This is a genomic window from Paraburkholderia flagellata (assembly GCF_021390645.1).
Classification (GTDB): domain Bacteria; phylum Pseudomonadota; class Gammaproteobacteria; order Burkholderiales; family Burkholderiaceae; genus Paraburkholderia; species Paraburkholderia flagellata.
In genome coordinates this window covers 570366-595346 of sequence record NZ_JAJEJT010000004.1, presented here as the reverse complement: position 1 = coordinate 595346, position 24981 = coordinate 570366, and the positions used below count along the sequence as shown (strand labels likewise).

Genomic DNA, 24981 nt, shown 5'->3' with positions numbered 1-24981 from the left:
TTACTTAGTCATTCGAACCGTCGAAGTCGACCACTTCGATCCAGTTCGCGCCTTTGCCCACCGGATACTTGCCAAGCTCGTGCAGCGCACCGCTCTTCGCGTCGATACGGTAAGCGCTCAGCGTGGGCGAGAGTTGGCCCACGGCAAAGAGGTACTGGCCCGAAGGATCGATATTGAAGCCGCGCGGCTGCTTTTCCGTGCCGTACGTGCCGATGCGCGTGAGCTTGCCCGTTGCCTTGTTCACGCGATACGCGCCCAGCGTGCTCGACGTGCGCTCCGAGATATACAGATGAAGGCCATCGGGCGTGAGGTGCACGTCGGCGCCCCACGGCTTGTCGCCGGAGAAGTCGGCGGGCAGAATCGAGATCGTCTGGATCGGCTTGACGGTGTCGTTCGCCGCGTTGAACGCGAGCACGTGGAGTTTGCCGTCGAGTTCGTCGATCAGATAAACGAAGCGCTGGTCTGGCGAAAACTGGAAGTGGCGCGGGCCGGAATCCTTGGGCAGCGAGTAAGCGGGTTTCGCGTCTTCGGTGAGCGCGCCCGTCGAGGCGTCGAACTTCAGGCGCAGCCATGCATCGGCGCCGAGCACCGATGCGAACGCATAACGGTTGTCCGGCGAGGTGCGGATGATATGCGCCATCGGGCCCGTCTTCACGGTTTGCAGCACGTCGCCCGCCACACCGTTTTCGCCGATGTGGTTCACCGCCAGCAGATTGCCGCCATACGAAGCGGAAAGTAGATAGCGCCCCGTGCCGTCCGTGGAAACGTAGGCCATGCTCTCCGCGAGCGGCGCGCGGCCGAGTTCGACGAGCTGGCCATCGAGCGGATTCACGGCGAAGCTCACCACGCGATACGGCTTCGAGCGCAGCGCCGCGTAAAGGCGATGATGATCAGGCGAGAACGCCATCGGCATGACCGTGCCGCCCACCGGCACGGTTTCGACAGCGGCCAGCGCGCCGCTTTGCGCATCGAGGCGGAACACCGAAATGTCCTGGCTATCGGCGTTCGACACGTACACGTAGTTAGCCGCGTGCGCGGCCACCGCTGCCGCGAGCCCGATAACGGCACCCGCCACGCCGCGCAAGATTGCGTTCTTCTTCATCGACTCTCTTCCAGTTTGTTAGTTCTATTGATTAGATTCGCGCTTTTCTGTTCTCACGCGAGCGCGCCAACGCGAAACACCGAAACCGCTTCCTTCATCGATTGCGCCTGGTGCTCCAGCGCGCTCGCGGCGGCGGCGGCCTGCTCCACGAGCGCGGCGTTCTGCTGCGTGACCTGATCCATCTGGCTCACGGCCATGCCCACCTGCTGAATGCCTGTGCTCTGCTCGGCGGTGGCCGTGGTGATCTCGGCCATGATGGTCGCAACGTTGCGCACCGAGTTGACGATCTCGCTCATCGCCTCGCCTGCCTGCGCGACGAGCGCGTTGCCGTTGCGCACGTCTTCCATCGAGGCGCCGATCAGTTCCTTGATCTCGCGTGCTGCGCCCGCGCTGCGTTGCGCGAGCGTTCGCACCTCGCCCGCGACCACGGCGAAGCCGCGCCCCTGCTCACCCGCGCGCGCCGATTCCACGGCGGCGTTGAGCGCGAGAATATTCGTCTGGAACGCGATGCTGTCGATCATGCTGGTGATCTCGGCAATCTTCTGCGAGCTGGCGCTGATGTCCTGCATCGTCTGCACGGCGCGTCCCACTACATCGCCGCCGCGCTGCGCGAGATCGGCCGCGCCCGTGGCGAGCGTGCTGGCCTCGGACGCGTTCGCGGAGTTCTGCTTCACGGTGGAGGTGAGTTCTTCCATGCTCGCGGCAGTTTCTTCGAGCGAAGCCGACTGCTCTTCCGTGCGGCTCGACAGATCGAGATTGCCCGCCGCGATCTCGCGCGCGGCCGTGTGGATCGCATCGCAACTGTCGCGCACGCCAGCCACGGTGCGCGAGAGACCCGCCTGCATCCGGCGCATGGCCGCGAACAGCAGGCCAATTTCGTTGCGGCCCGCTTCGGGCACGCGCACCGTGAGATCGTTCGACGCAATGCGATCGAGCACCGCCGCGGCTTCGGCAAGCGGGCGCGACACGATGCGCTGCAAGGCGAAATGCGTCACGACGACGAGCGCCAGCGCGATCGCCACGCCTACGCCGACGAGACTCACGATCCACGCATAGCGTGCGTTGCCGTCATCGAGCGTCGCCTCGGCGAGCGCGTTGGCGAGCTTCTGGAACTTCTCCACGTTCACGGAGTAGGCCGCGCCCGCGGCGGTGATGTCGGTGTCGTTGACCGCCACGTAAGCCGCCGTGTCGCCGTTGCGCAGCGCGTCGGTCGCGCGCGTGAGCGTGCTGGAAAGTTGCGCGGCGGAGTCGAGCAGCTGACGTTTGAGGTCCGCGTCCATGCCATCGAACGCCGGGGCGTTGGCGAAGGCCTGCGTCTCACTCGCCGAAAGCTCGAAGCTATGGGCCGCGCTATTCAGCGCGGAGTCGCGCGTGGCGGTGTCGTTGCGTTCCTTGAGCGCGCTATAGCCGCGTACGAGCGCCGAGCGCGTGCGCGTGGTGTCCTTGTAGGCGTCGTTGACCAGAATGGTCTGGCGGGCGATTTCGTGCAGGCGTTGGGCGCTGGCGTTCGACTCCCGCAGCGAGAACACGCCCGCGAAGCCGCCAATCAAGATCATCACGCCAAAGATCACCAGCACTGCAAGGAGGCTGGCTCGTACCGTCGTGTTGCGCATGTTGCTTCAATCCCCGGTTTCCATGGTGTTCTTCTTTACGGCTCAAACGCCGGAGTCTTGAGGGTGCGCTCGCCATGTTGTCCAACAACTTGGCTGCATCATCCCACGATCACGCGGTTATCCTGAAATTCGAGTTTACCCTGAGGCCCAGTCAAGAGGCTCATGGTTTGGTTGCTTCGGCTTCCTGGGCGTTGTACGATTGGCCCTGACAACCAGCCTTGATGTCAAACAACTTGCTGACAACTGGCTGAACGAGCAGCGGAACAGGTCCGCGAACGGAACGCGCTTGACGCGAGTCAGGTGCGTTCCTGCGTAAGTAGATGCGGCGCGCATGAGGCGCGCCGCCTGGAGACAGCAGATTCGGGCCGTGCGTGACTCACGCGGCCCGTGTCTCGCGCACGATAGAGGTCGATCCACATGTCGTTGAGCCGCACCGCCACGCAGTCCGATGTCGCCAGGCGCACCCGGGTGCGCTATCTGATCCTCTCGCTGATCTTCATCATCACGACGCTCAACTACGCGGACCGCGCCACGCTCTCGGTCACGGGTTCGGCCATGCGAACGGAGTTCGATCTCGACGCGATCCACATGGGCTACATCTTCTCGGCGTTCAGCTGGGCCTATGTGCTCGCGCAGATTCCCGCTGGCTGGGTGCTCGACCGCTTCGGCGCGCGCCGCGTGTACGCGGGCAGCATCTTCCTGTGGTCGCTCTTCACGCTGCTGCAAAGCTCGATCGGTCTGCTCGGCAGCGCGGGCGCCGCCATCGCGGGCCTTTTTGCACTGCGATTCGCAATGGGCGCGGCCGAAGCGCCCGCCTTCCCCGCCAACGCGAAAGTAGTGGCGAGCTGGTTCCCGGCGAAGGAACGCGGCACGGCCTCGGCCATCTTCAATTCGGCGCAGTATTTCGCGGCCGTGGTGTTCACGCCGCTCATGGCGTGGCTCACGCACGCGTATGGATGGCATCACGTGTATATCGTGATGGGTGTGGGCGGCCTCGTGCTCGCCTTCGCGTGGATCAGGTTCATGAAGAACCCGGCCGATCATCCGGGCGTGAACCAGCAGGAGCTCGAATACATCGAGGCGGGCGGCGGCATCGTGAACGGGCATCAACGCGCAGCACGCAAGGAACGCAAGGGCGCGAACTGGGCGGTCATCCGCCAGTTGCTCGGCAACCGCATGCTGCTGGGCATCTACCTCGCGCAGTACTGCATCAACGTGCTCACGTACTTCTTCCTCACGTGGTTCCCGATCTACCTCGTGCAGGCGCGCCACATGACCATCCTGAAGGCGGGGCTCATCGCTTCCCTGCCCGCCATCTGCGGCTTCCTCGGCGGCGTGCTGGGCGGCGTGGCTTCGGACGCGCTCATCCGCTCGGGCCGCTCGCTCACCGTGGCGCGCAAGGTGCCGATCGTCGGCGGCATGGTGCTCTCGTCGTGCATCATCGGCTGCAACTACGTGAACAGCGACTGGATCGTGGTCGCGCTCATGTCGCTCGCCTTCTTCGGCAAGGGTCTGGGCGCGCTTGGCTGGGCCGTGATCGCCGATACTGCGCCGCGCGAAGCCATCGGCCTCTCGGGCTCGATCTTCAACATGTTCGGCAATGTGGCTGGCATCGTCACGCCGATCGTGATCGGCTATCTCGTGGCGGAAACCGGCTCGTTCAACGGCGCGCTCGCCTTTGTCGGCGTCAACGCGCTCATCACGGTCATCAGCTATCTCTTGATCGTGAAAGACATCAAGCGCGTGGAGTTGAAGGCCGTCTGAAGCGACGGCACGTCATGACTTCTCGTGGTCCCGCCGCGCAAGCGCGCGGGCCGCGACAATGGCGGCCGCGAAACCAGAAGCCGCGCCCACCAGCAAGGCCCAGCGCGGCCCCCAGTGGTCGGCTATCCATCCCACGATCGGCGCGCCAATGGGCGTGCCGCCCAGCGCCACGGCGAGGCGAATCGCCAGCACGCGCCCGCGCATGCCGGGCTCCGTGGAAAGCTGCATGAGGCTGTTGGTTTCGGTCGTGAACGTAAGCGCTGCAATGCCGATCATCACGAGCGCGCCGCCGAACCACCAGTAGCCGGGCGCAACTGACGCCAGCACGCATCCCACCCCGAACGCCGCCGCCGCGAACAACAGCGAGACGAACCGCGGATGGCTGCGCCCCGCGCCGAAGAAAGCGCCGCTCATGGTGCCCACGGCCATCATGGAAGAAAGGAGTCCGTAGCGTCCCGCATCAGCGTGGAAGACGTTGACGGCCATCGTCGAGATGAAGATCGGAAAATTCAGCCCGAAGGTGCCGATCAGGAACAGCATGACGAGAATAGCCCGCAGGTCGGGGCGCGCCCATACGTAGCGGAATCCCGCGGCGATACCGCCCTTCGCGGGCTGCTTGCGCTTCGCTGAACGCAATTCGTCCACGCGCAGACGCGTAAGCGAAATCAGCACGGCGACGAACGAAAGACCGTTGAGCAGGAACGCCCAGCCCACGCCCACCGAAGCAATGACCAGCCCCGCCACCGCCGGCCCGATCATGCGCGCGGCGTTGAACGAGGTCGAATTGAGCGCGACGGCGTTGGAGAGATCGGCGTCGCCCACCAGCTCCGAGACGAAGGTTTGCCGCACCGGCGAATCGAATGCCGTCGTGCAGCCGAACAGGAAGGCGAACACGTACACGTGCCAAAGCTGCACGAGCCCCGTTGCCGTGAGCACGCCCAGCGCAATGGCAAGCGCGCCGAGCAGCGCCTGGGTGACCATGAGCAGCTTGCGCTGATCGAAGTGGTCGGCGGCGAAGCCCGACCAGGGCATGAAGAGCATTTGCGGGCCGAACTGCAAGCCCATCACGATGCCTACTGCCGCCGCGCTGTGATGCGTGAGCCCGGTGAGCACGAGCCAGTCTTGCGCCGTGCGCTGCATCCAGGTACCGACGTTCGAGACGAGCGCGCCCGCCGACCACACGCGATAGTTGTAACTCTTGAGCGAACGAAAGAAGCCCGAAGCGGGAGCGCCCATGTGACCGCCGCGCCTCAGTCGGCCACGAGCCGCTTGAGCAGTTCGACTGCGGCGGCTAGCTGCTGTTGCTCGGCGCCGGAAAGGCGCGTGTCGATCCTGCGCGAGAGCCAGTCCTGGCGCGCGGCACGCCCTTCCTTGAGCCACTCGCGAAAGGCAACGGTGAGCGACCAGAGCGTTTGGCGCCCGTCATTGGGGTCCGGTGCGCCGCTGACATGGCCCGCCGCCTCGAGCGGCGCGATGAGCGTACCCATCGACTGCGGGCGCATGCCCTCCGCGCGCGCAAGGCTCGACACCGTGGCCGGCCCTTCGCGTTCGAGCCGCAGCAGCACGGCCATTTGCGAAGGCGTGAACTCGCCGAGGATCGCCTGTTCGCGAAAACGGCGACGCAATTGCCCGACTAGCGCCCGCAGGTCGCCAGCAAGCGACGCGGCGAGGTCGGGAGGGGGAGTTTTGGCGCGATCGGTCATCCCCGCATTCTAGAATATATGAAGGTAAACTGCAAAGATAACCTTCATATCCCCGCGAGGACCACCAGGATCCAATCACGCGAAGGGTGTTCAGAACCCTTGCGCGGTGGCTCCCGTGGAGTGCACGACCAGCAGCACCACACCCAATATGCAAGCGCCAATCAACGCGGCCAGCCCAACGGCCACGAACGGGAGCCAACTGAAGTTGATATTGGCCAGATCGGCTTCGTGCGACGCGCTCTTGCGCACGCCAAAGAAGCCCCACAGCACCATGCGCACCATACGAATGAGTTCCATCATCTTCTCCATCGGGTTCGGTTACATGCACCCATGTTCGAACTTCGCAGCGGGCAAAAAAAGCAGCAGTTGCGAACAATCTGAGCGATGCAGCAGCAGCGTGCCGACTCCAGATAAAGAAACGCCCCGGCACTCGCGCACCGGGGCGAAAGGCTTGCCACGCTACAGGCAAAAAGAGCCGCAAGCACTGCGGGTTTAGGTGATGATCCAGGCACTCGCGCAGTAATCCCGGCGCATCCCGGGAGAACAGACCCGGACTGCGATGCGCACTGGCCGCAATCATCCGCTCTCACTGGAGGGTCGTATAGAAGCAGCCGACGCATAATTGAGCGCAGCAGATCGGAATCCCGGTCCGGCACGTCACAAGAGAAGCACGAGTCGACCTATGACAGCATTGGAAGCGCCAGAACGTATGACACGTTATGAACGCCTAGCGCAGAGCATGGCCGCCGAGATTCGCTCCGGCAACCTGAAGCCGGGCTCGCGCATGCCATCGCTGCGGCAGATCATCGCGCAGCACGGCGTGAGCCAGTCCACGGCGGCGCGCGCTTACTACGTGCTCGAGCAGTGGGGCCTCGTGCGTGCCGAAGAACGATCGGGCTACTACGTCGCGCCGCTCTCGAAACCCGGCAAGGCGGATTCGCGCGCAACGACAGGCGAAACCGCCATCGTCGATATCAGCGAACTCGTGTTTTCGGTGCTCGATGCCGCAAAGCGCCCCGGCATCGTGCCGCTCGGCTCCGCGTTCCCTTCCCCGCTGCTCTTTCCGCTGTCGCGGCTGGCGAAATCGCTCGGCCAGGCCGCGCGCAGCGTGAGCCCGTGGAGCACGGTGGTCGATCTGCCGCCGGGCAACGAGAACCTGCGGCGGCAAATTGCGCTGCGCTACATGCGCGTTGGCATCTCACAGCCGGCCGAGGACATCATCATCACGAATGGCGCGCTGGAAGCCCTCAATCTTTGCCTGATGGCGGTCACGCAGCCCGGCGATATCGTCGCGGTGGAGTCTCCGGGCTTTTATGCCGCGCTTCAGGCGATCGAGCGTCTTGGCCTGCGCGCGGTCGAAATTCCCGTGGATACCGCCACGGGGCTCGACCTCGACGCGCTGGCGCAAGCGCTGGAGAAGCACCCGATCCGCGCCTGCTGGTTCATGACGAATTTCCAGAACCCAACGGGCGTCACATTGTCGGCGGCGAAGAAACAAGCGCTAGTCGAGCTGCTCGCGAAACACGAGGTCCCGCTCATCGAAGACGATGTGTACGGCGAACTGCATTACGCGCCGAACTATCCGCCGCCGGCCATCGCGTTCGACCGGCGCGGACTCGTCATGCATTGCAGCTCGTTTTCCAAAAACCTGGCGCCAGGTTATCGCGTAGGCTGGGCGACCGCCGGGCGCTTCGCCGAGCGCGTGCAGCGCCTCAAGCTCATGACGACGATCTCGGCGAGTATTCCCGCGCAGGCCGGCATTGCCGACTATCTGGAGCACGGCGGCTACGAGCGTCATCTGAAGAAGATCCGGCTGGCTATGCAAACGCAGCGCGATGCGATGATCGAAGCGATCCGCCGGTGGCTGCCTGAGCGCACGCAGTACACGCAACCCGAGGGCGGCTATTTTCTGTGGCTCACTTTCCGCGAGCCCATCGACGCCATGGCGCTCCATCGTCTCGCTATCGAACGCGGCATCAGCGTCGCGCCCGGTCCGCTCTTTTCCGCGTCACATGGATTCGAAAATTGTATCCGGCTCAATTACGGTCATCCGTGGTCGCAGCGCATCGATGAGGCGATCCGCACGCTCGGCGAACTGCTCGTTCATCCCGATGTGTGCTCTCGATCGTGATCAATCGATGCGCGCGGCGCAAACCCGCGTCACGAACCCATGGCAACCTTAGCTGCCGAAGAACAGGTTGCAGAAACTCGCCGGGCCCACACAAGTGTTGGCGTCCCTTGCCGGCGTCGTCGCCCGACGGTGCGGCGCCTGATAACTATTCGCTCGCGACGTATCTGCCTGAGCCGTTTGTTGAATATCCGCATGTGCGGGTGCGAGGGGTTCGGCGTGGACAGCGAAGCTAGCCGACAGCGAACATGCAAAAAGGACAGCAGTAAGCAGTTTCATTTCAATCTCTCTCTAGCCAAGGTGAGGGAGGCGACGCCTCCGGGGAAACAACGAGGCCAGATTAATCACTTGCAGTAGATAAGAGAATCCTGCAGTCTCGGGAATGAACCTTCCATTTAACGGGAGTATCGACGGGTCGGCTTGCGCAAAGCGCTTTGGGCCCTCACAGCAGGCAAACACTACTCAGATCCACCGTGCGGCGATAGACATTCCTGTTGAGCCAAGGAACGAAGGTGTATTCGTCGTAGGCAGTACTGCCAACGAATATCCAGTTGTGCAATACATGAGACATAACGACCTCTCAGGCTCTGGATGACTGCGCACGCATCTCGCGAGAAACCATCACGACATCATCGCGAGGCCTTCGTTTCGCTTCCTCGGTTGCGGCACGCGTATCACGTCATCGGCAGCCGCCTTCGCAGGCGCCCGGAAGAACTCGGTGCAGAAGTCGACGAACATCCTGATCCGCGCCGGGATCAGTTCCCGGTGAGAATAGAACAGGCATATTTCGACGCCGCTATCCGACGCCGTACATTCCGGCAGGATGTGCACGAGATGTCCCATGTCGATATCTTCGCGAACCATAGTTTCAGGCAGCGTGGCTATGCCCGTTCCGTTGAGCGCCGCCGCGCGCAGCAGTGCCTCGTTCCCATCCATCGACGACATGGGCGAAACGCTCACTTTCCGGCCGCCCTCACGCAGATCGATGCAGTCCGCACTCTTCTTTCTCGTTTCGGAATCGATCAACAGAAAGTGACTGGCGAGCTTCGAAGCGGATTCCGGTGCACCGTATTGCTCGAGGTACGCGGGGGAAGCCACGAGAATGCGAGGCGAGCGGCAAAGCGTGCGGCGAATCACGGTGGACTGCTCGACGAGTTGAGGCGGAAGCATGGCGATATCGAAACGGCCGTCGAACAGGTTCGTGGCGTGGTCCTGAACGGAAACCACCAGACTCACATGAGGCGCGATGGCGCGATAGCGCCGCACCAGACGCGAAAACGTTCTGCTCATCAGCATGGGGTGCACGACGAGCCGCAGCTTTCCACCGTTGCCCTCATGTTCCAGCGCGATGCGCCGGTTCGCTTCGTCGAGTTCTTCGAGCAAGCGGCAACAAATCAGGTAATACGACTGCGCGGCTTCTGTCAAAGAGACGGACCTCGTTGTCCTGAGCAGGACTCGGGTCTGCACGCAATCTTCGAGCTTGGCAATCGCTTTCGACACGGACCCCGTGGTCACATTCAACGATTCCGCGGCCTTGCTAAAGCTCTGATACCGCGCAGCGGCGACGAATGCACGCAACATGTAAAGCTGATCCATCTCGCACCTCACAAGTGTTTTGCCCGGAACGACGATTCAAGCGTAAGCGCGTAAGCCGTGCGACGGTATCGTCCGATATGGTGTGATCCCTTATGCAGGCGCGTGCGCGTCTAATACATTCGGATGGCTCGATCGAGTGGCCGTCATAGCGGCGGCGCTCGACCGGTTCACTTCTTCAGCAGTTCGCTAACCAGTGCGAGCAGTCGTGCGTCATCCACGGGCTTCGAAAGGAAGCCGGCAGCGCCGTGAGTTTTCGCGCGTTCGAGCATTGCCTCGGTCGCGTACGCGGTGATGAAAATGACAGGAATGGGGCGCTTCCATCGCTTGATCGATTCAAGTAACGCAAACCCGTCCATGCCCGGCATCTGGATGTCGGCGACGACGAGCTTTAGTTTCGATCGGCGCGTATCGTCCAGCAGATGATTGGCGGACGCGTAGGCAATGACATTCCAGCTTGCCGAACGCAGCGAACTGGACAACGCCATCCGGACGGATTCATCGTCGTCGACCATGGCGATCGTTGCAGACGAGCGCGCTGGTTTTATCTGGGGTCCGGTGGACATTGAAATGATGCAGAAAGGTAGAATCTTTCTGGAAAATACAGGCCGGCCGAAGGGGCAGCAATCACACCTTCGGATGATTCTGGCGACAATTCGTATTAGCGGGGTGAAATCCGCGCGCTGAGGAAGGCGGCCGTTGCGCGGCGAACGAGCAAATGCCTATCTGGCGCTCTGAGGAGCCGCTTGCACCTGCTGCAATTTCTTGATGAGTTCGGCCACCGATCGCGCATTGAGCTTGTGCATGGCTTGCGCCCGATGAATCTTGACCGTGACCTCGCTCAGGCACAGGAGGCCTGCAATCTGTTTGTTCAACAGACCTTCGGACACGTGGCCGATCACTTCGCGCTCGCGCGCCGTCAGCGAGTCGTACGCTTGACGAACGCCCGCAACGAGCCTCGCCTGGCGCCTCAGTTCACCATCCCGTTTCAGCGCTGCAGCGATCGTATCGAGCAGATCCTGATCCTTGAATGGCTTTGTCATGAAATCGAAAGCACCTGCTTTCATTGCCTTGACGGTCATGCCTATGTCGCCATGCCCCGTTAAAAAGACGATGGGAAATTGAATGCTTTCCTTGAAGGCTTCCTGCTGAAGCGTAAGGCCGCTTTCGCCTCGCAATCGAATGTCGAGAATGAGACAGCTCGGCACATCCGGCATTTTCTCGGCGAGAAATTCGTCAGCCGATTCGAACGCCCGGACCTCGATGCCGACTGACATGAGCAGGCTGGTTAGCGCGCCTCGAATAGACTCGTCGTCGTCGATCACGTACACGAGCGAGTCCGGTAGTGGTTCACTTCGCGTCCCAACGCTATCGTGTTTCATCGCTCGATCTTTGAAAAGTTCGTGATGGCGAAAACGTGCCGGTGCTCGCCATATAGTAAGCAATAGCAAGACTTATCGCTACCGATTGCGCATCGTCCTGCTTTGAACCAGGCGCCCACATAATTCATCCTCTTTAGTGCGGCACCCTCGGCGCACACGCCTCTCGAACTACACGAGTCATACCGGCGTATGAGGGACCACATGCCCGCAAGCTGAACCTTCAGCCATTCGGAGAATTGTCAGCCTCGCGCTGCACGCATAACCTTTTTTCAGCAGATCGTCGCGCAATTGGAATCATTGCTCAGGTTGGGTACGCAAAATGAAAGTTGCTATCGTCGTACTGGATGGTGTGCAGGCCATGGATATCGCAGGCCTGCTCGACGTGTTCTCCGAAGCGAACCATTTCCTCGCCGAGGCACGCCAGTATCAGGTGCCCCTCATTGGAGAGCACGTGGGCGCAGTCGCCTGTTCGAACGCTATGCAGCTCTGCGTGCCGTGGGTCTACGCGGACTTCCGTGCAAACGTCGATGTGCTGCTGGTGACCGGCGGCTCCCGCAATGCGACCGTTCGCCCGAAACAGGAATTTCTGGACTGGCTGCGGCGACGCGCACTTGAGTCCAGGCGTTACGGCTGCGTTTGCAACGGCGCCTGGCTGCTCGGGCGCTCGGGTATGCTCGAGGGGAAAGAGGTCGCCGCGCGCTGGGCCGACGCGAGCCAGATGGCCAGCGAATTCCCGCGAGCCCGCATACGTCCCGACAAAACCCTGATACGCGATGGACGTCTGATTTCATCTGCGGGTCCGACCGCCGGACTCGACCTTGGGCTTTCTCTTGTTGCTGAAGACTGGGGCCAGAATGTCGCCAAACAAGTGGCAAGACGTCTTGGCGCCAATCCGCAGCGCGAGCCATACGAACGCGCCCCCTACGTCGCGACGCTTGCCGATGAGAGTTCGATCATCGCAAAAGTACAACGTCATATCGGCGACCACCTTTCCGACGTGCTTTCGATAGAGCAACTCGCCGACGCTGTCTACGTGAGCCGGCGCACCCTATCGAGGATCTTTGCGAAGTATCTCCACACAACACCTTCCGCATTCGTCGACCAGGTCCGCGTGGGTGCCGCACGAAAGCTGCTGGAAGAACGCAACATGCCGATGAAAACCGTTGCGTTCAACTGTGGCTTTCACAACGCTGCGCACATGCGCATGGTGTTTCAAAGACGTCTCAGCCTCACTCCTCGGCAATACCGCCAACAGTCCCGCAATACTGAAGTCGCCGGGGTCGCACTCTCCCCGCCCGCGTTTGCGAGCGACCTTCACACGAATCCTTCGTATGCACACATGGAGGCAATCGCCTGAGAGATCGCCCCGCGCGCAGCCTCTCAACGCCACTGCGATTTGTTCTTGCGACGCACGACTCTTTGTCCATGGTGGGTGTTCGAATTCGCGACGGATGCGCCTACAGTGCTGCTTCATCGGATCCGTCGATTCGATCGGCCGGTTGGCCAGCTTACCCAAACTGCGAGACACACAATGAGCACTTCCAAGGTCGTCATCGTTACCGGAGCATCACAAGGCATTGGCGCCGAAACCGTCAAGGCCTTCCGCGCGCAAGGTCATCGCGTGGTCGCTACGGCCCGTTCCATCACACCGGCCGTTGAAGCGGACTATGTTGCCGTGGCAGGCGACATCGGCGACGCCGCCACGGCTCGACGTGTGGTGAACGCCGCCATCGAGCACTTCGGCCGTGTCGATACGCTCGTCAACAACGCAGGCATTTTCATCGCGAAGCCCTTCACGAAGTACACTGCCGACGACTACGCGGCGATCCTGAACGTGAACCTGAACGGCTTTTTTCACATCACGCAATACGCGATCGAAGCGATGCAGAAGCACGGCAGCGGCCACGTGGTGAGCATCACCACCACGCTCGCCGACAAGGCAAACAGCAAAGTGCCGTCCGTTCTCGCTTCGCTTACCAAGGGTGGCCTGAACGCGGCGACGAAGTCGCTCGCAATCGAATATGCGCGCGCGGGAATCCGTGCCAACGCGGTTTCGCCCGGCGTCATCAAGTCGCCGATGCATGCTCCCGAAACGCACGCCACGCTCGGCGCGATGCATCCAGTTGGTCGCATGGGTGAAATGAGCGACATCGTCAACGCGATTCTGTACCTCGATTCGGCACCATTCGTGACCGGCGAAATCCTGCACGTGGACGGTGGCCAGAGCGCAGGTCAATAAGCGCCTGTGCGTCGCGCGCGCCCCTGAACTGGATGATTCGTCGGAGGCGCGGCGCGCGGAAGGCATTCACTGCACGTTCGTCAGCGTCTTCGTAATGACAAGCCACTTGTCGCGCTGCCGCATGATCGAAAAATAATTGTAGTAATTGAAACCGAGCATGCGTACGTGCAGTTTCGCCGTCGCGATGTTTTTCTGAACATCGAGCATCAGCAGTTCCGTCTCGACCGGCTCACCCAATTCAGCCGGCGATTTCCTGTTTGCGACACCCGCAAGATACTCGTCGATCGTCTTGTAGTAGGGCTGGCCATTCACCTCCCCCGCTACGATCGCGCGTGGATCGAACACCGTTCTCAACTGCTCCACATCGCCTCGCCAGGTGGCGTCGAAATAGCGCTGGACGAGTTCGACGATTTCGTTGCTGTCGCTCATGGCTTCATACTCCTCATTGATTCACGTCTCTGTCCGGGCATGGGAAGCGTGCTGCGCAATCGCTTGCGCAGCACGCTCTCGAACAACCAGGACCAGACACGCTCACGCGAGCGGCCCTTCAATCTCGTTGAGCCGTTCCTCGAGCGCGTTGACGCTCGCATAGCCCGAATGCACGGCGTACGTCCGGCCCTGCTCTTCAAGCAGCAACGTGGGGAATGACGCAACGCCGAGCGCTCGCGCACGTGCGAAATCGCGTTGCGTCTCTTCCTTCGTTTCTGCCGCCGCCCATGCCTGGTAGAACGCGTCGGCGCTCACCTGAACGCCCGCTGCATGCAGCGACGTTGACGCGATATCGCTCAACACTTGACCATCGGTCGTATCGCGCCCCTGCGCATAGAACCCATTCTGAAGCGCGCGGAACACCGAGAGCAATGCCTCACCACTAGCGAACCGCCGCGCCGCCACAACGGCGCGGCATACCGGCTCGGTATCGTAGACAAAGCCCTCGCGCGCCACAAACGCCTCGCGGTTGAACGGCAAACCGCTCAACGCTTCAACGCGCTGCCAATGCTGCAGCCGGAAGCGCTTGCCGGTTGCATCGAGTACATCGGTCGCGCCGGCGCGAATACCGCCCACCACAATCTCCAGTTTCAGATCGGGCACGCGCGCGACGAGCGCTGAAAGCTCCTTGCCAAAGCCATAGCACCACGAACACATCGGATCGCCAACATAGATCAATTTCATTCTTGCTCGCTTAAATGAAGAGACAACGCGGGGCCCGCAGTGCCCCATGCCCCGCGTCGCTCCCACCCATCAGAGCAACTATATGTTTGCGCGTTGCCGCGATAAACGCAGCAGCCAGAACTTCTTTTGTTACATCGCGGAATGAAGAAGCGATGGTTACGATCACACTGATCGGTGCCATAGCAGCCTAGAACATGTCCGAAGCCGATTGATGATCTGCACGCGTGCCGCCCGACTCGTCTCCATCCCTCGACGGGATGAATGGCCCGGTGATCATGTCCGAATAGCTCATGCCAGGCCCGACCATCGGAAACACATCGGCATCCTGATCGATCATGACTTCGAGGAAGGCGGGACCGTCAAAGTCGATGAAAGCCCTGAGTTTTTCCTTGACTTCGGCGAGGACCTCAACGCGCTGCGCGAACTCGAACCCGTCCGCGCGCGCCGCCATGACAAAATCCTTTCGATGAAGCGACTTGTCGCTCACGCACAGGCGCCCGTCATAGAAGAGACGTTGCCACTGCCGGATCATCCCGTCACCGACATTGTTGAGCAGCAACACTTTGACCGGCACGCCGTAGGTGGTCGCGGTTTCCAGGTCGCCGATGTTCATGCGCATGCTGCCGTCACCGTCGATGTCGATCACGAGGGCATCCGGGCGTCCCATCTGGGCGCCGATCGCCGCCGGCAAGCCGAATCCCATCGTCCCCATGCTGCCCGACGTGAGAAAGCTGCGCGGCTCGACGAAGTCGAAGAACTGCGCGACCCACATCTGGTGCTGGCCGACGCCGGTGGTGACGATAGCTCGCCCGCCCGTCATCTCACTCAACTTTTCCACCACGAACTGCGGCTGAATGACCGGGCTATGGCGGTCGTAGTTCATGGCATAGCGTTGCTTCAGTTCCCGGATGTGGTCGAGCCACGCCAAAGGCGATTGCACGTGCGTTTCGTGTTTCATCAGCGACAGCAAGGTGTCCTTCGCGTCGCCCACATGAGCCCAGTGCGCGCGCTTCACCTTGTTGATCTCCGCTTCGTCGATATCGATGTGCGCCACATAGCGCGCTCGCGGCGCAAATGCGTGAGGGCGACCGCCGGCGACACGATCGTCGAATCGGGCGCCCACGGCGATCAGAAAATCGCAATCCTCCACCGCGTAATTCGCGCAGGCCGTGCCGTGCATGCCCAGCATGCCGAGCCCCAACTCGTGCTTCACGGATATCGTGCCGAGCCCCATCAACGTATTCACGACAGGAATCCGATAGCGCTCGGCGAACTGACGCAATTCCGCCGTGGCGCCAGCCGTGATGACACCCCCGCCCGCATACAGCAGCGGGCGCTTGCTCTGCGCCAGCAGATCGAAGAATTCGTCGCGCTTGCTCTCTTCAAGACGTGCGCCCGTCGCCACCTTGCGAAGACGGTCCGAGTAGCCGCGAAACGCCAACGTACCGTGCCCCTGCCAGGTGCCGGTCCAGTTCTGGATGTCTTTCGGCACGTCCACGACAACGGGGCCGGGACGACCGGTGCGAGCCACTTCGAACGCAGTGCGCAGCGTTTGTTCGAGCTTGTCCGGATCGGTCACCAGGAACACCTGCTTCGCACACGCCGACATGATGTTGAATACAGGCGCTTCCTGAAAAGCATCGCTGCCAATGGCGGCGCGCGGCACCTGTCCGCAGATGAGCACCACCGGCACCGAGTCGCCGTTGCAGTCGGCGATTGGCGTCACCGCGTTGGTCGCGCCTGGGCCTGACGTCACCATGAACACGCCCACTTTCCCGCTCGCGCGCGCATATCCGGCGGCCATGAAGCCAGCGGTCTGCTCGTTGGCGGGTACGACGAGGTTGATCTGCCGCTCGGGCTCGTCGGCATGGAGTTCGTTGAAACGAAATACCGCGTCGTAGGTCGGCAATATCGCGCCGCCGCTATAGCCGAATACGGTATCGACACCCTGCTCGCTCAGTACGCGCAAGATGATATCGGCACCTGACATCTGTGCGCCGGGAAGCGGCGCCTTTAGGGCGCTTTTTGAAGCAATTTCTGGGTTTTGGGTCATGGCTGACTCGTGCGGAAACGGGCGCTGATGCGATCAGCGGCCAAACACAATGGAACATTTCCCTTCCGACTCAAGAACAGCGTATGTCCCCTACCAGCTCGCGGACGACGGCTTCAGCGGGTTCTCCGTGTGAAGCACAGTCCACCCGGCACTCTTTTGACGTGCGCCTGGAAAAAACGTGAGAAAGGGTGTTAAGGATTCTGACAACGATTGAAGCGATTTGTGTCAACAGGAAGGATGTTTATGGGCCAAGATAAGTCTCATCCGGGCCACATGCCCCATTCCTACCACTCGGCAATGCCCACGTCGTAGTCCTCGTCGTAGAAAGCGACGAGAAATTCCTCGGGCATCAGCCACGAATCGACGCTCACGGTTTGCGCGCCAACATCGACGTCGACCTTCGCGTCGGCGTCCACGGACTTCATCGCATGCACGATCGTCGACACTTCGTCCGTGCGGATTTCGGTTTTCATAGCGAACTTCACTTTTCACCTCTCTGCTTTGATAAGCACTCTCGATCACTATAGGATCAACACTCGACACCGCCAACCAGGCTGGTCTCAATTCACTCTTTACATCGCGTAACCAAAATCAGGGAATTGACGCGCAACGGTCAACTTTAGATATGCACTGAATTCAACGCGTACGGAGCGCGATCACGCTGCGTTGATCGACTGGTCGCCAATCGCATCGATCTGAAGCGCGTCGGGCAGCGAGCCCTTCGCGTCGGCAACCTTCTGGCGAATGCCGCCGATAATCGACAACGTCGAAGCCGAGCCGTTCTTGAATACCGTGAGCAGCACTGAACGCTTGCCTTCCACGTGAACGATATTGGGCTGCGGCGGGCTGCCGTCGGTCACATCGGCGACGTCATGCATATGCACAACCGTGCCGTTGGCGGACTTGACCGGCAGATTCGCAATGGCCGCGATCGTCGCCGGCGCATCGTTCAATTGGAGCGTGTACTCGTAGTTACCGATCTTTTCCGTGCCGACCGGCGTCACGAGGTTCTGAGCCGTCAACGCATTGAGCACGTCCTCAGCCGACAACGACCGCGCCTCGAGTGCCGACGGCTTGATGTTGATTTGAACCTGCCGGTCTTTGCCGCCAAACGGAAACGGGATAGCAGCGCCGTTCACCGTCGCGAGAATCGGGCGCAACTGGTTCTTGCCGAGGTCCGCCAGATTCTGTTCCGAAAGACCTTTGCCCGAAAGCGCGAGTTGAATAATCGGAACCGTCGAAGCGTTGTAATTGATGATGAACGGCGGCGTCGCCGACGGCGGCAACTGCTTCAAAATTTCCTGCGAAATGGCCGTAACCTGCGCATTCGCCGTGCCGATATTGGTGCCCGGCTGAAAGAAGATCTTGACGATACCGTATCCGGTAAGCGATGTGCCTTCAATGTGTTGAACGCCATTCACGGTGGTCGTCAACACCCGCTCGTACGGAGCCATCACACGACCTTCCATCTGGTCGGGCGAAAGCCCCGTGTACTGCCATACCACGCTAATCACGGGGATATTGATCGGAGGAAAAATATCCGTAGGGGTACGAAACGCTGACAGAACGCCAACGATCAGGATAAACACGGCCAGAACGACGAACGTATATGGCCGTTTCAGCGCAACGCGCACGATGCCAATCATGATAATTCCAGTATTCGAAGCTGGCATCGACCTGAAACGCGGCGGATTCCAGCAAGCAGATTCGCGATTCCTTGAATCAATCTGCGTTTGATGGGACCTGGCCCGCGGCAGCGCGAGGCGCACCGATCCAGTGGATGGCGAAAGCAACGATCCCGAGCACGACACCAAAGGCCACGATGCCCGACCAGCCAAAGCGGCTCATGAGCCAGCCGCTGACCGTCGCACCGAACGCGCCGCCGAAAAAGGTGGCCGTCATATAGAGACTGTTGATTCGACCTTGTGCTTTCGGATCGACCGAGAAAGCGCGAGTCTGGTTAGAAACGAGACCTGACTGCACGCCGATATCGAGCACGATCACGCCCACGATCAGCATGGTGAGCGACGTGGCCGCACCGGAAAGAATCAGGTAGGCAAGTGTCGCGATACCGATACTCGCGCCAATGACCTTGCGGAACCCCACCCGGTCGGTGGCATTGCCGCCCAGCGATGCGGCGAACGCACCGGCTGCGCCGATGATGCCGAAGCCGCCCGCCCACGCGCTGCCGAGATGCCACGGTCCGGCCTTGAGCAGCGCGGCGAGATTGACCCAGAAGGCGTTGAAACAGGCCCACAGCAACGACTGGATAATCATCGATTCACGAATCGGACGATTGTCGCGAACGAGTGGCCACAGCGAAGCGAGCAGGCGTCCATACGAAAGATTCGTGGAGGGCACGCCCTTCGGCAAAAGCGCAGCGGCCGCGATGAACACCGGCACCATGAACACGGCTTCCGCGCCATACACCGCACGCCACCCCCAGGCCGCGCCGATCACGCCGGCGATCGTGCGGCCGACCAGGATGCCGACCATGATGCCGCTCACGACGGTGCCGACGTTACGCCCCCGTTCGCTCGGCAACGACATGACGGCCGCGAAGGGCACGAGCTGCTGGGGAACGCAACTGACGATACCGAGCGCAAACGAAGCCGCGATCAGTGCCCAGATGCCGGGCGCAACCGCCGACGTCGCCGCGAAAACGAGCGCGAGCGCGATTTGGGTCAGCACGAGCTTGCGCCGGTCGAAGCGGTCGCCGAGCGGCAACAGCAGCGCGAGCCCGGTCGAGAAGCCGAGCAGCGCCGCTCCGGCGACGAGATCGACCGCGGTGATGTTGACCCGCAGACCCGCTGCAATCAACGGCAGAATTGGCTGCGTGCAATAGATGTTGGTAATCACCGCTCCTGCGATGATCGCCATCATGACGATCTTGCCGCGCGATGCGACGGCGGGTGTAGCTGGACTTGCAGGTGAGTTGGGTGCGCCGCTCACGAGAACCTCCTTATTCGTTGAATTTCCCCGGGTTTCGCAGCGAATTGCCGCGATCCAGATTGAGGTCGAACGTTACGCGCTTGCATTTACGAAGAGAATCCCTCACGATCAAGATTCATCCTTCCACTATTTGATAGGGTCCATGAATCGTCTCGAAGCCATGGCCATCCTCGTTTCGGTCGCCGAAGCGGGCAGTCTCTCGGCTGCCGCGCGGCGCCTCGACATGCCGCTCGCAACGGTCAGCCGCAAGGTCGGAGAACTGGAATCGCACCTGAAGACGCGTCTGTTTCACCGCACGACGCGCAAGCTTTCATTGACGGAAGCCGGCAGCGCATACGTGGCCGCGTGCCGGCGCATTCTCGAAGACATCGGCGAAGCCGAGCGCGCCGCAACGGGGGAATACGCCGCGCCCAAAGGCGAACTGGTGGTCACTGCGCCCGTTGCGTTTGGCCGCTTGCACGTGATGCCGGTCGTGGCGGAGTTTCTCGCGCACTATCCGGAGATCGACATCAATCTCCTGCTCACCGATCGCGTGGTTCATCTGATGGATGAACACGCGGATGTCGCGGTCCGCATTGGCGAGTTGCCCGATAGCACGTTGGTCGCGACGCGAGTCGGCACGGTCCGCCGGGTCATTTGCGCAAGCCCCGCCTATCTCGCGAAGCACGGTGTGCCCGCTGAGCCCGCCGACCTCTCCGGCCACGAGTGCATTACCTTCGAGGCCCTCGCATCCCTGCGCGCGTGGGCTTTCGGCTCCGGCAAGTTGGAGCAGTCCGTGCCGGTTCATTCGCGGCTTACCGTGAATACGGCGGATGCCGCAATCGAAGCCGCGATCCTCGGCGTGGGGCTCATACGCGTGCTGTCCTACCAGGTGGCCCACGCCGTACGCGCCAACGCGCTTCGCGTCGTGCTCGACGCGTTTGAGGCGGCACCGCTGCCCATCCATCTCGTGCACGCAGGGCAAGCCCCTTTGCCGCTCAAGCTGCGCGCTTTTCTCGACTTCGCGTCGCCGCGCCTGCGTGAGCGCACAGCGGGCGAACTCGTCAACCCCGTTTCGGCGTAGCCGCCTGAACCGCCCGCGTAAAGGCGCTCCGCGCTCGCGCTACAAGAGAATCCGTTAACATCGGGAATCTCTCTTCCAGTAATCGAGAAGACCATGGATCGTCTCGAAGGGATGTCCATCCTGGTCGCAGTCGTCGATGCAGGCAGTTTGTCAGCCGCGGCCCGGCAGCTCGGCCAGCCGCTGGCGACAGTCAGCCGCAAGGTCGGCGATCTCGAAGCACACCTGAAGACGCGCCTCCTCCATCGCACCACCCGGCACCTTTCGCTGACCGAGGCTGGTGAGTCGTATGTCGCGTCATGCCGGCGCATTCTCGAAGACATTGGCGAAATCGAGCGCGCCGTGACCGGCGAATACGCGGCGCCGAAAGGCTCTCTCGTGGCCACGGCGCCCGTGGTCTTCGGAAGGCTGCACGTCGTTCCTGTCATGGCCGCATTTCTCGCGGCCTATCCGGAGATCGACGCCCGCCTCGTGCTGACCGATCGCAACGTCAATTTTCTCGAAGACCATGTGGACGTTGCCGTGCGTATCGGCCAATTGCCGGACAGCAGCCTCGTGGCGATACGTCTGGGCGAAACGCGCCCGGTGGTGTGCGCGAGCCCCGCCTATCTGGCCGAGCGCGGCACGCCGCATCACCCGGCTGAGCTTGCGAATCACGCATGCATTGGTTTCGAGGGACTCAATGCTTCGCGCGCGTGGACGTTTGCCGACGGAAAATCGGAACAGAACGTGCCGATCCACGCGCGGCTCGTGACGAACACGGCGGAATCGGCGATCGATGCCGCGACGCTCGGGACCGGTTTGACGCGGGTGCTGTCTTATCAGGTTGCGAGTGCCGTAGCGGAAGGACGGTTACGGCTCGTTCTGGAAACCTTCGAGCTGGCGCCCATGCCGATCCATCTCGTCCATGCCGGCCAAACGCCCCTGCCGCTCAAACTGCGCGTGTTTCTCGACTTTATGTCGCCGCGCCTCAAGGCGCGCATGTCCGCCGTTTGAATTCCCCGCGTTATTGAGCGCGAGTATCAACTGTTATTCATCGCAGGTGGTTTTTGCCAGCGTCGTTCGTGCGTACCCTTGGGTCGGAACAGGAAAAACGCAGGGCGAAACGCAATGGATATGTCAGCAATCACTGCAATAAAGGCTTCCGCACCCATCGAGCATGCGCATTCGAGTCAGCCCGCGTGGCGCCGCGTGTTTCGCGAGGACGCGCTCTCGGTCGGACTGATTCTGCCGCTCGAAACGCATCCCGACTCGCCCATTCCGACCATGCGCGATCATGTCGCGATGGCGCAGCGCGCCGAGGCGATGGGCGTAGCCGCGCTGTGGATGCGCGACATTCCGTTCTACGACCCTGCATATGGCGATGCCGGCCAGATCTTTGAACCTCTCGTGTATATCGCCAGCCTCGCGGCAGTGACGAAAGCCATCGCGCTTGGCACGACAGGTATCGTCTTGCCGATGCGCGAGCCGCTTTTGCTGGCCAAGCAGGTGAATTCGCTCGACCAGTTGACGAATGGAAGGCTCCTGCTCGGGATGTCCTCGGGAGATCGACCTTCCGAGTATCCCGTCTTCGGCATCGACTTCGATACGCGAGGCGAGCGGTTTCGCGACGCGTTTCAGACCTACCGCACCGTGAGCGAGCAGCCCTTTCCGGTGTTCTCGTCGCCCCGCTTCGGCCAATCGGGCGGCACGCTCGACATGCTGCCCAAGCCGCCTTACGGACGCACCCCAGCCATTGCCGTTGGCCGGGCGCAGCAGAGCCTCGAATGGATTGCGTCGCACATGGACGGTTACCTTGGCTTCGTGCCTGACCCCGCCGCGCTCGAAGTATTCGTGCGCAGCTGGAAAGACCAGGTTGTCCGGTCGATGGGCAGCGAGACTTTCAAGCCAATCGCTTTTGGCGGCTACCTCTATCTGCATCCGAGGCCCGACTACCCGTTCCGAGCAATCAAGGGTGGATTTGCGATCGGCAGCCGCTCGCTCAGGTATTTCCTCGAGCAGGCGCGCGAAGCGGGCGTGAGCCACGTCGCGCTGAATCCGAAAGTCACGCCGCGCCCGTATGGCGACGTCCTGGACGAATTGCACAGCGAAGTGCTGCCGTATTTTTGAAGCCGACGTCGCCGACGCTGCGCGATGTCACGTATCCCGGAGGTTTTTCATGCAAGAAGCGAATATACGTGAAGCGCTAAACGCGCACTGGCAAGCCTCGGCGGCTGGCAATCTCGAAGCCGAGCACGACATCTACACGGACGACGCCATCTGCGACTATCCCCAATCGGGTGAACGCATTCTCGGGCGGCGGAATTTACAGGCGCTTCGCGGACATCATCCCGGCAAGCCGTCCGGTTTCAAGGTCAGTCGAATGCAGGGCGATGGCAATCTTTGGGTGACTGAGTACACCATCGCTTATCAGGGGCGATCCGCGTTCACCGTCAGCATTATGGAATTCCGTGACGGCAAGGTCATTCACGAGACCCAGTACTTTACGGACTCCTTCGAAGCGCCAGACTGGCGCAGCCAATGGGTTCAGAAGATCACGCCCAATTAGCCCATGACCCAGGCTGAAAAAAGAGTGATAGCCGGCCATGCCCGCGCCGGCTATCGTTGAGCGCGCGGCGTAGTCACGCCGCGCGTCGCTTATTTGGCCGCGTGCATTGCGAATTCTGCGCCCTTGTCGATGCTGTCGGGCCAACGCTGAGTCACGCTCTTGTAGCGCGTGTAAAAGCGTACGGCTTCCTCGCCATAGGTATGATGATCGCCAAACAGCGAGCGCTTCCAGCCGCCGAACGAATGCCACGCCGAAGGCACCGGACTCGGCACGTTGATGCCCACCATGCCGATTTGAATCTGCCGGGTAAACGTGCGTGCCGCAGCGCCATCGGCCGTGAACAGGGTGACGCAATTTCCGAATTCGTGTGCATTGACGAGTGCAATTGCACTGGCGAGATCCGGCACGCGCACCACTGAAAGCACCGGTCCGAAAATCTCTTCCCGATAGATTTTCATCTCGGGCTTCACGTCGTCGAAGAGCGAACCGCCGAGGAAAAAGCCCTCTTCGTGGCCAGACACGGTATGGCCGCGCCCATCGACAACGAGCTTCGCACCGGCTTCGACACCGGCGTCGATATAGCCCACCACCTTGGTGCGATGCGCGGCGCTGATGAGCGGCCCCATGTCCAGATCGGGCTCCATGCCCGCACCGATGCGCAGTGCCCGCACGCGCGGCGCGAGACGCTCGATCAACTCGTCGGCCACGCTCCCCACCGCCACCGCGACCGAAGTCGCCATGCAGCGCTCGCCGGCCGAGCCATAGGCCGAATTGATCAGCGCATCAACGGCTTGATCGAGATTCGCGTCGGGCATGACAACCAGATGATTCTTCGCACTGCCTAGCGCCTGCACACGCTTGCCGCGTTTGGCGCCCTCTGCGTAGATATATTCGGCTACCGGCGTGGAAGCAACGACCGACATCGCGGCCACGTCGGGATGCTGGATCAGCGCATCGACCGTGCCCTTGTCGCCGTTCACCACGTTGAAAACACCTTTGGGAAAGCCCGCCTCCATGAAAAGCTCCGCCAACCGTATCGATGACGACGGCGTGCGCTCCGAAGGCTTGAGGATGAACGTGTTGCCGGTCGCGGCGGCCATGACGAACATCCAGCATGGCACCACCACCGGGAAATTGAATGGTGTGACGCCCGCGATCACGCCCACGGGCTGACGCATATTCCAGCTGTCGACGCCGCTGCTGCTTTGATCGGTGAAATCGGTCTTGAGCAGATTCGGAATACCGCATGCAAATTCGACGATTTCGATACCGCGCATCACCTCGCCCCTGGCGTCCGAAAGCAACTTTCCGTGGTCGCGCGTAATGAGTTCGGCGACTTCGTCCAGATGCGCCTCCAGCAGTTCCTTGAACTTGAACATCAAACGCGCCCGCTTGAGCGGCGGGGTTTCGCTCCAGGCCGCGAACGCGGTTTTCGCGGCCGCGACGGCGGCGGCAACCTCGGCGGTGTTCGCAACCGGCACGCGCGCCGAAATCCGGCCCTGCGCCGGATCGTATACGTCGTTGAATCGCCCGCTCACGCCGGCGGTACTTTGACCGTCGATGAAATGATTCAGTTGGCGCACCGCGCCCGGGTTTGCTTCGCTCATACGTCCTTCCTTTAGGGGTCTGGGCGCTGCCCGGGAACGATGAAAGGTCCGCATGGTAGCGCGC

General features: G+C 61.5%; 23 protein-coding genes. 8 read left to right on the top strand and 15 right to left on the bottom strand.

Annotated elements, in window-relative coordinates:
• Window positions 1–4 precede the first annotated feature (4 nt).
• On the bottom strand, window positions 5–1102 hold the full coding sequence (locus L0U83_RS33270) for a lactonase family protein (RefSeq protein ID WP_233888414.1): 1098 nt from the start codon (window positions 1100–1102) through the stop codon (window positions 5–7).
• 53 nt (window positions 1103–1155) lie between these two features.
• Window positions 1156–2715, bottom strand: coding sequence for a methyl-accepting chemotaxis protein (locus L0U83_RS33265; RefSeq protein WP_233888413.1), 1560 nt, complete (start codon window positions 2713–2715; stop codon window positions 1156–1158).
• Between the two features lie 417 nt (window positions 2716–3132).
• Between L0U83_RS33265 and L0U83_RS33260 the strand changes: the two genes are divergently transcribed.
• The gene (locus L0U83_RS33260; protein WP_233888412.1) at window positions 3133–4479 is read left to right on the top strand and encodes an MFS transporter; all 1347 of its coding nucleotides are present in this window, start codon (window positions 3133–3135) and stop codon (window positions 4477–4479) included.
• Window positions 4480–4491: 12 nt separating this feature from the next.
• Here L0U83_RS33260 and L0U83_RS33255 read toward each other — a convergent pair whose 3' ends face one another.
• From L0U83_RS33255 to L0U83_RS33245, 3 genes are all read right to left on the bottom strand, one after another.
• Window positions 4492–5715, bottom strand: a complete 1224-nt coding sequence (locus L0U83_RS33255) for an MFS transporter (RefSeq protein ID WP_233888411.1) — start codon at window positions 5713–5715, stop codon at window positions 4492–4494.
• A gap of 14 nt (window positions 5716–5729) precedes the next feature.
• On the bottom strand, window positions 5730–6182 hold the full coding sequence (locus L0U83_RS33250; RefSeq protein ID WP_233888410.1) for a MarR family winged helix-turn-helix transcriptional regulator: 453 nt from the start codon (window positions 6180–6182) through the stop codon (window positions 5730–5732).
• 90 nt (window positions 6183–6272) lie between these two features.
• On the bottom strand, window positions 6273–6479 hold the full coding sequence (locus L0U83_RS33245) for a DUF2970 domain-containing protein (protein WP_233888409.1): 207 nt from the start codon (window positions 6477–6479) through the stop codon (window positions 6273–6275).
• 412 nt (window positions 6480–6891) lie between these two features.
• On the opposite strand from L0U83_RS33245, the gene L0U83_RS33240 reads away from it, so the two are divergent.
• A complete protein-coding gene (locus L0U83_RS33240) occupies window positions 6892–8313 on the top strand; it encodes an aminotransferase-like domain-containing protein (protein WP_233889118.1) in 1422 nt (473 codons plus the stop codon).
• 618 nt (window positions 8314–8931) lie between these two features.
• On the opposite strand, the gene L0U83_RS33230 is transcribed toward L0U83_RS33240, so the two are convergent.
• The 3 genes from L0U83_RS33230 to L0U83_RS33220 all read right to left on the bottom strand — a co-directional run bounded on the left by L0U83_RS33230 (window position 8932) and on the right by L0U83_RS33220 (window position 11285).
• Entirely contained in the window at window positions 8932–9906 is a 975-nt protein-coding gene (locus tag L0U83_RS33230) for a LysR family transcriptional regulator (RefSeq protein ID WP_233888407.1), read from the bottom strand.
• 167 nt (window positions 9907–10073) lie between these two features.
• Window positions 10074–10418: a response regulator gene (locus tag L0U83_RS33225; protein ID WP_233888406.1), complete on the bottom strand. Its 345-nt coding sequence runs from the start codon at window positions 10416–10418 to the stop codon at window positions 10074–10076.
• Between the two features lie 207 nt (window positions 10419–10625).
• Window positions 10626–11285: a response regulator transcription factor gene (locus tag L0U83_RS33220; protein WP_233888405.1), complete on the bottom strand. Its 660-nt coding sequence runs from the start codon at window positions 11283–11285 to the stop codon at window positions 10626–10628.
• Window positions 11286–11604: 319 nt separating this feature from the next.
• Between L0U83_RS33220 and L0U83_RS33215 the strand changes: the two genes are divergently transcribed.
• Both L0U83_RS33215 and L0U83_RS33210 read left to right on the top strand, forming a co-directional pair.
• Complete coding sequence (locus tag L0U83_RS33215; RefSeq protein WP_233888404.1) at window positions 11605–12642, top strand: GlxA family transcriptional regulator; 1038 nt, start codon at window positions 11605–11607, stop codon at window positions 12640–12642.
• A gap of 174 nt (window positions 12643–12816) precedes the next feature.
• Window positions 12817–13524 (top strand): SDR family NAD(P)-dependent oxidoreductase, encoded by a 708-nt coding sequence (locus L0U83_RS33210; protein ID WP_233888403.1) that lies wholly within the window; start codon window positions 12817–12819, stop codon window positions 13522–13524.
• 66 nt (window positions 13525–13590) lie between these two features.
• On the opposite strand, the gene L0U83_RS33205 is transcribed toward L0U83_RS33210, so the two are convergent.
• The 6 genes from L0U83_RS33205 to L0U83_RS33180 all read right to left on the bottom strand — a co-directional run bounded on the left by L0U83_RS33205 (window position 13591) and on the right by L0U83_RS33180 (window position 19702).
• On the bottom strand, window positions 13591–13953 hold the full coding sequence (locus tag L0U83_RS33205) for a nuclear transport factor 2 family protein (RefSeq protein ID WP_233888402.1): 363 nt from the start codon (window positions 13951–13953) through the stop codon (window positions 13591–13593).
• Window positions 13954–14055: 102 nt separating this feature from the next.
• A complete protein-coding gene (locus tag L0U83_RS33200) occupies window positions 14056–14697 on the bottom strand; it encodes a DsbA family protein (protein WP_233888401.1) in 642 nt (213 codons plus the stop codon).
• Between the two features lie 187 nt (window positions 14698–14884).
• Window positions 14885–16750, bottom strand: a complete 1866-nt coding sequence (ilvB, locus tag L0U83_RS33195) for a biosynthetic-type acetolactate synthase large subunit (RefSeq protein WP_233888400.1) — start codon at window positions 16748–16750, stop codon at window positions 14885–14887.
• Between the two features lie 284 nt (window positions 16751–17034).
• Window positions 17035–17223: a copper chaperone gene (locus L0U83_RS33190; protein WP_267939631.1), complete on the bottom strand. Its 189-nt coding sequence runs from the start codon at window positions 17221–17223 to the stop codon at window positions 17035–17037.
• Window positions 17224–17406: 183 nt separating this feature from the next.
• On the bottom strand, window positions 17407–18396 hold the full coding sequence (locus L0U83_RS33185) for an efflux RND transporter permease subunit (RefSeq protein WP_308445094.1): 990 nt from the start codon (window positions 18394–18396) through the stop codon (window positions 17407–17409).
• 76 nt (window positions 18397–18472) lie between these two features.
• Window positions 18473–19702, bottom strand: a complete 1230-nt coding sequence (locus L0U83_RS33180; protein ID WP_233888398.1) for an MFS transporter — start codon at window positions 19700–19702, stop codon at window positions 18473–18475.
• A 142-nt stretch (window positions 19703–19844) separates the two neighbouring features.
• Here L0U83_RS33180 and L0U83_RS33175 point away from each other — a divergent pair, with 142 nt between their 5' ends.
• From L0U83_RS33175 to L0U83_RS33160, 4 genes are all read left to right on the top strand, one after another.
• Window positions 19845–20765, top strand: coding sequence for a LysR family transcriptional regulator (locus L0U83_RS33175; RefSeq protein ID WP_233888397.1), 921 nt, complete (start codon window positions 19845–19847; stop codon window positions 20763–20765).
• Between the two features lie 93 nt (window positions 20766–20858).
• Entirely contained in the window at window positions 20859–21758 is a 900-nt protein-coding gene (locus tag L0U83_RS33170) for a LysR family transcriptional regulator (RefSeq protein WP_233888396.1), read from the top strand.
• A gap of 114 nt (window positions 21759–21872) precedes the next feature.
• Window positions 21873–22871, top strand: a complete 999-nt coding sequence (locus L0U83_RS33165) for an LLM class oxidoreductase (RefSeq protein WP_373321160.1) — start codon at window positions 21873–21875, stop codon at window positions 22869–22871.
• 49 nt (window positions 22872–22920) lie between these two features.
• Entirely contained in the window at window positions 22921–23310 is a 390-nt protein-coding gene (locus tag L0U83_RS33160) for a nuclear transport factor 2 family protein (protein ID WP_233888394.1), read from the top strand.
• Between the two features lie 89 nt (window positions 23311–23399).
• Here L0U83_RS33160 and L0U83_RS33155 read toward each other — a convergent pair whose 3' ends face one another.
• On the bottom strand, window positions 23400–24917 hold the full coding sequence (locus L0U83_RS33155) for a CoA-acylating methylmalonate-semialdehyde dehydrogenase (protein WP_233888393.1): 1518 nt from the start codon (window positions 24915–24917) through the stop codon (window positions 23400–23402).
• Window positions 24918–24981 lie beyond the last annotated feature (64 nt).

What these genes read in the sequence shown, in the direction of transcription:
- L0U83_RS33270 (WP_233888414.1), bottom strand. Translation starts at nt 1,102, where the DNA reads ATGAAGAAGAACGCAATCTTGCGCGGCGTGGCGGGTGCCGTTATCGGG.
- L0U83_RS33265 (WP_233888413.1), bottom strand. Translation starts at nt 2,715, where the DNA reads ATGCGCAACACGACGGTACGAGCCAGCCTCCTTGCAGTGCTGGTGATC.
- L0U83_RS33260 (WP_233888412.1), top strand. Translation starts at nt 3,133, where the DNA reads ATGTCGTTGAGCCGCACCGCCACGCAGTCCGATGTCGCCAGGCGCACC.
- L0U83_RS33255 (WP_233888411.1), bottom strand. Translation starts at nt 5,715, where the DNA reads ATGGGCGCTCCCGCTTCGGGCTTCTTTCGTTCGCTCAAGAGTTACAAC.
- L0U83_RS33250 (WP_233888410.1), bottom strand. Translation starts at nt 6,182, where the DNA reads ATGACCGATCGCGCCAAAACTCCCCCTCCCGACCTCGCCGCGTCGCTT.
- L0U83_RS33245 (WP_233888409.1), bottom strand. Translation starts at nt 6,479, where the DNA reads ATGGAACTCATTCGTATGGTGCGCATGGTGCTGTGGGGCTTCTTTGGC.
- L0U83_RS33240 (WP_233889118.1), top strand. Translation starts at nt 6,892, where the DNA reads ATGACACGTTATGAACGCCTAGCGCAGAGCATGGCCGCCGAGATTCGC.
- L0U83_RS33230 (WP_233888407.1), bottom strand. Translation starts at nt 9,906, where the DNA reads ATGGATCAGCTTTACATGTTGCGTGCATTCGTCGCCGCTGCGCGGTAT.
- L0U83_RS33225 (WP_233888406.1), bottom strand. Translation starts at nt 10,418, where the DNA reads ATGGTCGACGACGATGAATCCGTCCGGATGGCGTTGTCCAGTTCGCTG.
- L0U83_RS33220 (WP_233888405.1), bottom strand. Translation starts at nt 11,285, where the DNA reads ATGAAACACGATAGCGTTGGGACGCGAAGTGAACCACTACCGGACTCG.
- L0U83_RS33215 (WP_233888404.1), top strand. Translation starts at nt 11,605, where the DNA reads ATGAAAGTTGCTATCGTCGTACTGGATGGTGTGCAGGCCATGGATATC.
- L0U83_RS33210 (WP_233888403.1), top strand. Translation starts at nt 12,817, where the DNA reads ATGAGCACTTCCAAGGTCGTCATCGTTACCGGAGCATCACAAGGCATT.
- L0U83_RS33205 (WP_233888402.1), bottom strand. Translation starts at nt 13,953, where the DNA reads ATGAGCGACAGCAACGAAATCGTCGAACTCGTCCAGCGCTATTTCGAC.
- L0U83_RS33200 (WP_233888401.1), bottom strand. Translation starts at nt 14,697, where the DNA reads ATGAAATTGATCTATGTTGGCGATCCGATGTGTTCGTGGTGCTATGGC.
- ilvB (WP_233888400.1), bottom strand. Translation starts at nt 16,750, where the DNA reads ATGACCCAAAACCCAGAAATTGCTTCAAAAAGCGCCCTAAAGGCGCCG.
- L0U83_RS33190 (WP_267939631.1), bottom strand. Translation starts at nt 17,223, where the DNA reads ATGAAAACCGAAATCCGCACGGACGAAGTGTCGACGATCGTGCATGCG.
- L0U83_RS33185 (WP_308445094.1), bottom strand. Translation starts at nt 18,396, where the DNA reads ATGATTGGCATCGTGCGCGTTGCGCTGAAACGGCCATATACGTTCGTC.
- L0U83_RS33175 (WP_233888397.1), top strand. Translation starts at nt 19,845, where the DNA reads ATGAATCGTCTCGAAGCCATGGCCATCCTCGTTTCGGTCGCCGAAGCG.
- L0U83_RS33170 (WP_233888396.1), top strand. Translation starts at nt 20,859, where the DNA reads ATGGATCGTCTCGAAGGGATGTCCATCCTGGTCGCAGTCGTCGATGCA.
- L0U83_RS33165 (WP_373321160.1), top strand. Translation starts at nt 21,873, where the DNA reads ATGGATATGTCAGCAATCACTGCAATAAAGGCTTCCGCACCCATCGAG.
- L0U83_RS33160 (WP_233888394.1), top strand. Translation starts at nt 22,921, where the DNA reads ATGCAAGAAGCGAATATACGTGAAGCGCTAAACGCGCACTGGCAAGCC.
- L0U83_RS33155 (WP_233888393.1), bottom strand. Translation starts at nt 24,917, where the DNA reads ATGAGCGAAGCAAACCCGGGCGCGGTGCGCCAACTGAATCATTTCATC.